We start from the raw sequence: 10,235 nt of genomic DNA on the forward strand, positions 1-10,235 counted from the left end.
AATAACAAGCGGATAAAGACTTACTTGCAGGAAAATTTCTCCTCTAAATCCGGTTACTAATGACCTAGTTCAGAACGAATAAGGCTCCCAAAAATGGCACTAGACCATCTTAGGGAGCCTTAAATGTTATTTACTCACTGGATCCTTCTATTGCTGCATTCTGTTCTCCGTCAAGCCAGCTTCGGATCATGGACAGAAGCTGAGCGCTGTTCACCGGCTTCGTAATGTAGTCTGAGGCTCCTGCCTCTATACACTCTTCCCGGTCTCCCTTCATGGCTTTCGCCGTAAGGGCAATAATCGGAAGATCCTTGAATTCTTCCTTCTTGCGAATAGCTCTCGTTGTCTCATATCCGTCCATGACCGGCATCATGATATCCATCAGGACGATCTCGATATCCGGAGTTTCCTCCAGGATCCGTATCGCCTCCTGCCCGTTCTCCGCAGGAATCACTTTCATATTATGCCGTTCCAAAATAGTCATAAGCGCAAATATGTTACGGACATCATCATCAACAACAAGAACCTTCTTGTATTTGATCATTTCGTCTGACTGATGAAGCTTAACGAGCTTCTCCCTTGTGCCGCTCGGCAGATCTTCCGTTCGGCGGTGAAGGAACAGACTTGTCTCATCCATGACCTGATTGGACGTCTTCACTTCTTTGATTACTGCAGTCTTAACGAGTTCTTCCAATTCATTCTCTTCCTCGCTAGCCCATTTCTTGCTGCGGTGAAGAACGATAGGAACATGCTTGTTCTGCAGGTTCTTGTACATTTCACGAATTAAAGCCAGGGCGCCGATATCGGCTAGATCATTATCGATCAGCACACAATCGAATTCCTTCGTCTTGAGCTGATTCAATGCTTTTCTCGAAGTATCCACGGCAGTAATCTTCAGATCCTTGCTGTTGATCATCTCCACGAATTCTTTGCGGCGCTGCTCTTCATGGACTACAACTAGAAGCGTACGAATCTTTCTGTCGGCAAAGGCATTCAGCTTATCAAGTGTGCTGTCCAGCTCTTCATTGGTAACCGGTTTGCACAGATAGTCATGTACGCCCTTCTGCTTCAGCTCAAACTCGTCTTCCTCTACAGTGATGACACATACCGGAATATGTCGTACTTCCATATCATTCTTAAGGTGCTCAATGACAAGCCAGCCGTCTGTATCCTTTAGACGCAGATCCAAAGTGATGGCAACAGGCATATACTTGCGGGCAAGCTCCAACGCATTCGAGCCCTTGGTTGTAATTACTGCCTTGATGCCTTTGCGGTGAAGAGCATCCAGCAGGATCTCATTGAACTTGAGATCATCTTCTACAATCAGAAAGACACGATCCTCCGGCCCAATATTATCCCTATCGTCCTTCACTTCACTGCGAGAACTGAAGCGGTGAGCCTCAGGAGGGGCTACATCAATTACCTCAGGAATGTACTTTGGTATATTGTCGGATTCCGGAGCTTCCGCATCCACAGGGAGATAAAGATTGAAGATACTTCCCTTATTCAAGACACTGTAAAGCGTGATTTCTCCGCCGAGCATCGCTGCAATTTCACGTGAAATTGCAAGCCCCAGTCCAGTTCCGCCATATTCACGATTCGTACTTCCGTCTGCCTGTTGGAAGGCTTCAAAAATAATACTTTGCTTGTCGTCTGCAATTCCGATTCCGGTATCACTTACAGAGAAGCATAGAACCATCTTGGCATCATTCAATGTCTCGTTATCTTCGCTCCAGCCATCCAGTGCCTTGCGCAGGTGAAGGGAGATTTGACCCCTCTCGGTGAATTTGAAGGCGTTGGACAGCAGATTCTTGAGTATTTGCTGAAGTCTCTTCTGGTCCGTAACAATTCGATTCGGTACATCTGAATCGGATTTAAGTGTGAAATCGAGCTCCTTATCTCCAATCAATGGTCGGAAGGCTCGATTAAGTCCTTCTAGCAGATCGCCAAGTGATACTTCACTGAGATCGGCTGACGCTGTACCCGATTCGATCTTAGACAAGTCAAGGATATCATTGATCAAATTCAGCAGATCAAGCCCCGAGTCCTGAATCGTCTTCGCGTATTTCACTTGATTGTCTGAGAGGTTCTCATCCGGATTCTCGGCAAGCTGCTCGGCAAGCAGCAGAAGCGAGTTCAGCGGAGTACGAAGTTCATGCGACATATTGGCCAGGAATTCGGATTTGTAGCGAGAAGTCAATGCCAGCTGCTCCGCTTTCTCTTCCAGGAAGCGCTTCGCGACTTCAACTTCATTGTTCTTGCTCTCCACTTCTGCTTTCTGAATAACCAGAAGCTTGGCTTTGTCTTCAAGCTCCTCATTCGTATTCTGAAGCTCCATTTGCTGCTTCTGCAGTTCTTCCGTGAGGGACTGCGACTGCATAAGCAATTCTTCCGTACGCTGATTCGCCTGCATCGTATTGATCACGATTCCGATAGACTCTGTCAATTGATCCAGGAAGGCAAGGTCAATTTCGTTGAACTGACGGAATGAGGCAAGCTCAAGTACAGCCAGGACCTGATCTTCAAAAATAATCGGCAGAAGTACAATGTTCAGTGGAGTAGCCTCTCCAAGTCCCGAAGAAATCATGACATAATCGCCCGGTACATTAGTCAGCAGTATCCGCTGTTTCTCAATAAGACATTGACCCACTAGACCTTGTCCAGCACGGAACTCATTGGATAGATGCTTGCGCTGCTGATAAGCATAGCTTGCGAACAGCTCAAGAACAGGTTCTCCATTCACCGGTTCGTTAATGTAGAATACGCCATGCTGCATCGATACCAGTGGTGCAAGCTCGGACAGGATCATGCGGCTGACCGCATACAGGTCACGCTGGCCCTGAAGGAGACGGGAGAACTTCGCTAAGTTGGTCTTCAGCCAATCCTGCTCTGTGTTAATCCGTGTAGTCTCTTTCAGATTGCGAATCATCTCGTTCACATTATCCTTGAGCGCGGCGACTTCACCGGCCGCGGCCACATCAATGGTACGGGATAGATCTCCTTTGGTTACGGCGGTTGCTACATTCGTGATCGCACGAACCTGTGTCGTAAGCGTACTCGCCATATAGTTAACGTTATCGGTAAGATCACGCCACGTTCCTGCCGCACCCGGAACACTTGCCTGTCCGCCAAGCTTACCTTCAGCTCCTACCTCTCTTGCTACGGTGGTAACCTGATCGGCAAATGTAGCAAGTGTATCGATCATATTATTAATCGTATCGGTCAATTCGGCAATTTCACCTTTGGCCTCGACAGTCAGCTTTTGCTTCAAATTCCCGTTCGCTACGGCTGTAACGACTTTGGCAATTCCGCGGACCTGATCCGTCAAGTTCGTCGCCATGATATTCACGTTGTCCGTGAGATCCTTCCAAATCCCGCCTACGCCGCGAACCTGAGCCTGGCCGCCCAGCTTACCATCTGTACCTACCTCGGAAGCCACACGGGTTACCTCGGAGGCAAAGGAGTTGAGCTGGTCCACCATCGTATTGATCGTGTTCTTAAGCTCCAGAAGCTCCCCTTTAACGTCGACTGTGATTTTCTTGGATAGATCTCCATTCGCCACCGCTGTCGTTACTCCGGCGATATTGCGCATCTGAATGGTCAGGTTGCTCGCCATATAGTTAACGGTATCCGTCAAGTCCTTCCAGGTACCCGATACATCCTTCACTTCCGCCTGGGCGCCCAGCTTCCCTTCGGTTCCCACTTCACGAGCTACACGGGTAACCTCGGACGCAAAGTTACTGAGCTGATCCACCATCGTATTCATCGTGTTCTTCAGCTCAAGAATTTCTCCCTTAACATCTACCGTGATCTTCTTCGAAAGGTCCCCTTTCGCAACCGCGGTAGTCACGTCCGCAATGTTACGCACCTGATCGGTCAGATTGCGGGCCATGCTGTTAACTCCTTCAGTCAGGTCCTTCCAGGTTCCGCCTACGCCCTTAACCTGCGCCTGGCCGCCCAGCTTCCCTTCCGTACCTACCTCGTTGGCTACGCGAGTTACCTCGGAAGCAAAGGTAGAGAGCTGGTCCACCATCGTGTTAATTGTAATCTTAAGTTCAAGGATTTCGCCTTGAACATCTGCGGTGATTTTCTTGGACAAGTCGCCGTTCGCTACCGCTGTAGTCACTACAGCGATGTTACGCACCTGATTCGTCAGGTTGCTCGCCATATAGTTAACGCTCTCCGTAAGATCGCGCCACGTTCCTGCCACACCTTTTACCTGAGCTTGGCCGCCCAGCATCCCGAGTGTTCCTACCTCACGGGCTACACGGGTTACCTCGGAAGCAAAAGTGCTCAGCTGATCCACCATCGTATTAATCGTGTTCTTAAGCTCCAGGATCTCACCCTTGGCATTGACAGTAATATGCTTGGATAGATCCCCCTTCGCTACCGCTGTCGTGACCTCTGCAATATTCCGCACCTGATCCGTAAGTGTACCCGCCATGAAATTAACGCTGTCCGTCAAGTCCTTCCATGTTCCCGATACATCCTTAACATCCGCTTGACCGCCCAGCTTGCCCTCTGTCGATACCTCTCTGGCTACACGGGTAACCTCAGACGCAAAGTTGCTGAGCTGATCCACCATGATGTTGATCGTACTCTTCAGCTGAAGGATCTCTCCTTTGGCATCGACAGTGATCTTCTTGGACAAGTTACCTTGGGCAACCGCAGTTGTCACCTCAGCGATATTCCGCACCTGATTCGTCAGATTGCTCGCCATGTAGTTAACGCTTTCGGTCAAATCGCGCCATGTACCCGCAACCCCGCTAACCTCGGCCTGGCCGCCCAGAATCCCTTCGGTTCCTACTTCACGGGCCATACGGGTTACTTCCGATGCGAATGTGGAAAGCTGATCCACCATCGTATTAATCGTAATTTTGAGCTCAAGAATTTCCCCTTGAACATCTGCCGTTATTTTCTTCGAAAGATCCCCGTTCGCAACCGCAGTAGTTACTACCGCGATGTTACGCACCTGATCGGTAAGGTTGGAGGCCATATCATTAACGCTTTCCGTAAGATCTCTCCATGTGCCCGAGACATCTTTAACGTTCGCCTGACCGCCCAGCTTACCCTCAGTTCCCACCTCACGAGCCATACGTGTTACCTCAGAAGCAAAAGTCGAAAGCTGATCCACCATCGTATTAATGGTATCCTTCAGTTCCAGAATTTCACCCTTGGCGTTAACGGTAATCTGTTTGGACAGATCCCCTTTCGCAACGGCAGTTGTAACAGCTGCAATATTCCGCACCTGATCCGTCAAGTTCGTCGCCATGTTATTTACGCTGTCCGTGAGGTCTTTCCAGGTGCCGGATACCCCTTTCACATCAGCTTGTCCGCCGAGTATACCTTCTGTACCTACTTCGCGGGCAACACGGGTAACCTCGGAAGCGAACGTGCTGAGCTGGGTTACCATCATATTAATGTTGGTTGCTGTCCGCTGGAATTCACCCGTGAGCGGTCTGCCCTCAAATTCAAGATCTACCTTCTGCGAAAGATCGCCTTGTGCAACGGCATTGATCACTCGCACCATTTCACTTGTAGGCTGTATCAGATCAGCCACGAGACCATTGATCGATTCGGATACGATCTCCCATTGGCCTCCTGTATTCTTATGCGTGAACCGCCGTGTTGACTTACCTTCCTTACCTACTACCTTCGCTACAGTCTGGACCTCAGTAACGAGGCTTTCCTGCATATCCATAATTTCATTAAATGTATCTGCTACTTTGCCGGCGATGCCTGTATGATCGTAAGGCATTCGGTATGAGAAATCTCCCTTTTTTAAAGCCATTAAAGCATTTAACAACTCTCCGGTGTTTACTTGGTCATGGGATGATTGTTTGGGTTCTTCATGTTCTGACATGATCCAATTTCCTCTCCGACATTTTATTTGGTTTTCTCAAAAAAATAATATGTAGACATGGTCTATCATATTTTACTATGAAGTAGGATGCGCTGTCATTGTTTGAATTTTCTTCATGGGTCATGCTGGAAACTTTTGTTCCTACACGAACAATTTACGTCAATACTTGACTTAATCCGACTTTCTTCTGCATAATACCACCTCTTCAAGACGTTGCTTCAAAAAAAACGAGCATCACTGATTTCAGTGTGCCCGTTCACTAAGGCATATGAACTGTAATTTAATCCTGCAGTTCAAGCCCTTTGGTTTCTTTACCGAGGAATAGCACGGCGGCTGCTCCAACAATAATGGTTACGAAGAAAAAAGTGAAAATCTTGTCAATGCCAACCTCGGCAGCAATCCATTGACCCACTAGCAGCGGTCCAATTACTCCGCCGATACGGCCTATGGAAGTGGCTAGTCCCACCCCTGTAGAACGAATCCGGGTAGGGTACAGCTCCGGACTATACGCGTATAATCCTCCCCAGGCACCAAGATTGAAGAAGGACAAGCATATTCCTGCTGCAATAAGCATCCCTTCGGACGTAGAATATCCGAACCAGATCGCACTAAGAGCGGTTAAGACCAAATAACTTACCAGGACGAACTTTCGTCCAAATCTCTCGATAAAATATGCTGCGGTAAAGTAACCTGGAAGCTGAGCAATCGTCATGATCAGCACATACTCAAAGCTTTTGACTAGGCTGAAGCCCTTTAGCATCATCACATTTGGCAGCCAAAGGAACATTCCATAGTAGGATAGTACCACTGTGAACCACAGCACCCAGAGCATGATAGTAGATTTGCGGTTGCCCGCAGACCAGACCAGCTTCAATTTCTCGCCGAATCCAAGTCTTCTCTCCCTCTTCATCTTCTCAAACCGTGGTGAATCCTCAATAGCCCTGCGAAGATAAATCGCATATAGTGCCGGTAGAGCTCCAATAACAAAAGCAGCCTGCCAGCCAAAATGAGGAATCACAAAATAGGAAATGAGCGCCGAGAGTATCCATCCTCCAGCCCAGAAGCTTTCGAGCAAGACTACCGCTCTTCCTCTTTCCTGAACTGGCATGGTTTCGGATACCAACGTAGAAGCAACGGGCAGTTCACCACCCAGTCCTACGCCAGATATAAATCTCAGCACACATAGCATGGTAAAACTCGCTGCAAGAGCAGATAGCCCGCTAGCTGCTGAGAAGATGAGAAGCGTCCACAGCAGGATATTCTTCCGGCCAAAGCGATCTGCAAAATATCCGGCCAGCGCCGCTCCAAGCACCATCCCGATTGAATTGACACTTCCAAGAAGCCCAACTTGTCCGGGTGACAAGTTCCACTCCACTTTTAATGCAGCGATTATAAAGGATAACATCCCTACATCCATCGCATCGAACATCCAGCTGAGTCCCGCACTGAACAGCAGCTTCCGATGTTTGGGACTCCGCAAAACACTCACGTTGCTCATATGATACGCACTCCCTCCGCCAGCCCGATTGACCGGCTTATCCATTTGTTTCTATATTCTACCCCACTTGCTATTCAACATCTACGCCCATGTGAAAAATATCTCTTTTGTCCCGCTGGAAACAACTATTTTCTTAGTAACATGTAATATAGCACAATCTAAAACACTTCCATTTGCATTTAATATACTAACTGCAAGTGAGGAGGTGATTCTTAAATGGCTAACCGTCCTGCTCGCTCTATCCGAAAAGGAAATGGCCTAAAACTCGATGTATCGCGGCACAGCAAGCTTTTCAAGCCTACCCAAAGATTACGCCGATTAACCATCGTGTGGACTAATTCCTCCGGTGCGCCTTATAACACTTCCGGTTTCTTCGCTACTGTAAGTACGACTTCCGGCAGATTAATCCAGACTGCCAGATTCGACAGCTACGGGGTTGTGGTCTTCTCCCGAGTACACACCCCTACCTCCCGTAACCTTATCGTCCGCACATACTCCAGCAATGGCACACTTTATACGGTAACCACTGTACCGGAAGACAATGCTGCCTATGTAGTCATTTCTTAACATTCAACCTTGTTCAAGGCACCTGAGCCTATGAAACTACTAGAAATAAAGGAGTGAATTCTAATGGCTAAGCGTCCTGTTCGTGCGGTCCGTGGAAAGGGCCGGAAGCTTGATGTCTCCAAATACGGCAAACTCTTAAAACCAACCCAAAGATTACGCCGATTAACCATCGTATGGACTAACTCTTCCGGTACCCCTTATAACACATCTGGCTTCTATGCTACCGTAAGCACTACCTCCGGCAGATTTATTCAGGCTGCCAGATTCGACAGCTACGGGGTTGTGGTCTTCTCCCGAGTACACACTCCTACCTCTCGTAACCTTATCGTCCGCACATACTCCAGCAATGGCACACTTTATACAGTAACGACAGTACCAGAAGACAATGCTGCCTATGTAATCATTTCTTAACGCTTTTAGACCTTACTCAACTTCAGTTACCTCCACCAATTTAAAAGAATTCAGCAAAGAAGCACTGAACTTCAACAGTGCTTCTTGCTGCTGTCTCTAAACGCTCATTGGTCGCGAAAATTATATAGTTTCTTACGCTGGAAATTCACTTCATTTAACTAACCCTAGCCTAATAAAATTAACCCTTTCATCCTGAAAAGCATACAGCTCAAATTCAATGTTTAAATTTAGGATATCAAGGCGATCCGTATAGTTCATCTATTAGAGTTTCCTCTATGCATATAAAAGTTGCATTAATAACAAAAAAAGCCACTGCTGGATAACCAACAATGGCTTTATTCATGTGCTTGGCGGCGTCCTACTCTCCCAGGACCCTGCGGTCCAAGTACCATCGGCGCTGGAGGGCTTAACGGTCGTGTTCGGGATGGGTACGCGTGGAACCCCTCCGCCATCGCCACCAAACGGATTTCTCTTCAGGCTTGATCGCCTGAAAACTAGATACGAAACGAATCTGCGTATGCTCTTCTTGGACTACGTCCTTCCGAGCTTGTTGGATAAGCCCTCGACCGATTAGTACTGGTCAGCTCCATGCATTACTGCACTTCCACCCCCAGCCTATCTACCTCGTCGTCTTCAAGGGGTCTTACATACTGGGAAATCTCATCTTGAGGGGGGCTTCACGCTTAGATGCTTTCAGCGCTTATCCCTTCCGCACTTAGCTACCCAGCTATGCTCCTGGCGGAACAACTGGTGCACCAGCGGTGCGTCCATCCCGGTCCTCTCGTACTAAGGACAGCTCCTCTCAAATTTCCTACGCCCACGACAGATAGGGACCGAACTGTCTCACGACGTTCTGAACCCAGCTCGCGTACCGCTTTAATGGGCGAACAGCCCAACCCTTGGGACCTACTTCAGCCCCAGGATGCGATGAGCCGACATCGAGGTGCCAAACCTCCCCGTCGATGTGGACTCTTGGGGGAGATAAGCCTGTTATCCCCAGGGTAGCTTTTATCCGTTGAGCGATGGCCCTTCCATGCGGTACCACCGGATCACTAAGCCCGACTTTCGTCCCTGCTCGACTTGTCAGTCTCGCAGTCAAGCTCCCTTATGCCTTTGCACTCTTCGAATGATTTCCAACCATTCTGAGGGAACCTTGGGGCGCCTCCGTTACTCTTTAGGAGGCGACCGCCCCAGTCAAACTGCCCACCTGACACTGTCCCCATACCGGATCACGGTACCAGGTTAGAACTCCGATACGATCAGGGTGGTATCCCAACGTTGCCTCCACAGAAGCTGGCGCTCCTGCTTCTTAGGCTCCCACCTATCCTGTACAAATCGTATCAAAGTCCAATATCAAGCTGCAGTAAAGCTCCATGGGGTCTTTCCGTCTTGTCGCGGGTAACCTGCATCTTCACAGGTATTAAAATTTCACCGGATCTCTCGTTGAGACAGCGCCCAAGTCGTTACGCCATTCGTGCGGGTCAGAATTTACCTGACAAGGAATTTCGCTACCTTAGGACCGTTATAGTTACGGCCGCCGTTTACTGGGGCTTCGGTTCATAGCTTCGGGTTACCCCTAACCACTCCCCTTAACCTTCCAGCACCGGGCAGGCGTCAGCCCGTATACTTCGCCTTGCGGCTTCGCACAGACCTGTGTTTTTGCTAAACAGTCGCTTGGGCCTTTTCACTGCGGCCCCCTCGTGCTATTCACACTACCGGGGCACCCCTTCTCCCGAAGTTACGGGGTCATTTTGCCGAGTTCCTTAACGAGAGTTCTTCCGCGCGCCTTAGAATTCTCTTCTCGCCTACCTGTGTCGGTTTGCGGTACGGGCACCTTCTCCTGGCTAGAGGCTTTTCTTGGCAGTGTGAGATCATGACCTTCGCTACTATAATTTTCGC

4 protein-coding genes and 2 rRNA genes (1 of these 6 only partly in view) are annotated in these 10,235 nt (G+C 48.8%); 2 read left to right on the forward strand and 4 right to left on the reverse strand.

Annotation, left to right across the window (positions count from 1 at the left end; all coding sequences use genetic code 11):
* Positions 1-130 precede the first annotated feature (130 nt).
* Positions 131-5,860 carry a HAMP domain-containing protein gene (locus ACEN86_RS12430; RefSeq protein ID WP_495630950.1) on the reverse strand — a complete coding sequence of 1,910 codons (5,730 nt, stop codon included), beginning with the start codon at positions 5,858-5,860 and terminating at the stop codon, positions 131-133.
* A 280-nt stretch (positions 5,861-6,140) separates the two neighbouring features.
* The gene (locus tag ACEN86_RS12435) at positions 6,141-7,358 is read right to left on the reverse strand and encodes an MFS transporter (RefSeq protein ID WP_495630951.1); all 1,218 of its coding nucleotides are present in this window, start codon (positions 7,356-7,358) and stop codon (positions 6,141-6,143) included.
* 216 nt (positions 7,359-7,574) lie between these two features.
* On the opposite strand from ACEN86_RS12435, the gene ACEN86_RS12440 reads away from it, so the two are divergent.
* Both ACEN86_RS12440 and ACEN86_RS12445 read left to right on the forward strand, forming a co-directional pair.
* Entirely contained in the window at positions 7,575-7,925 is a 351-nt protein-coding gene (locus ACEN86_RS12440) for a hypothetical protein (RefSeq protein WP_495630952.1), read from the forward strand.
* Between the two features lie 63 nt (positions 7,926-7,988).
* Complete coding sequence (locus ACEN86_RS12445) at positions 7,989-8,336, forward strand: hypothetical protein (RefSeq protein ID WP_495630953.1); 348 nt, start codon at positions 7,989-7,991, stop codon at positions 8,334-8,336.
* 345 nt (positions 8,337-8,681) lie between these two features.
* Here the strand turns inward: ACEN86_RS12445 and rrf are convergent.
* Together rrf and ACEN86_RS12455 are read right to left on the reverse strand one after the other, a co-directional pair.
* A 5S ribosomal RNA gene (gene rrf, locus ACEN86_RS12450) occupies positions 8,682-8,798 on the reverse strand.
* A gap of 88 nt (positions 8,799-8,886) precedes the next feature.
* A 23S ribosomal RNA gene (locus ACEN86_RS12455) occupies positions 8,887-10,235 on the reverse strand; it runs 1,578 nt beyond the window's last position.

This window comes from Paenibacillus sp. Paensp111 (assembly GCF_059492195.1).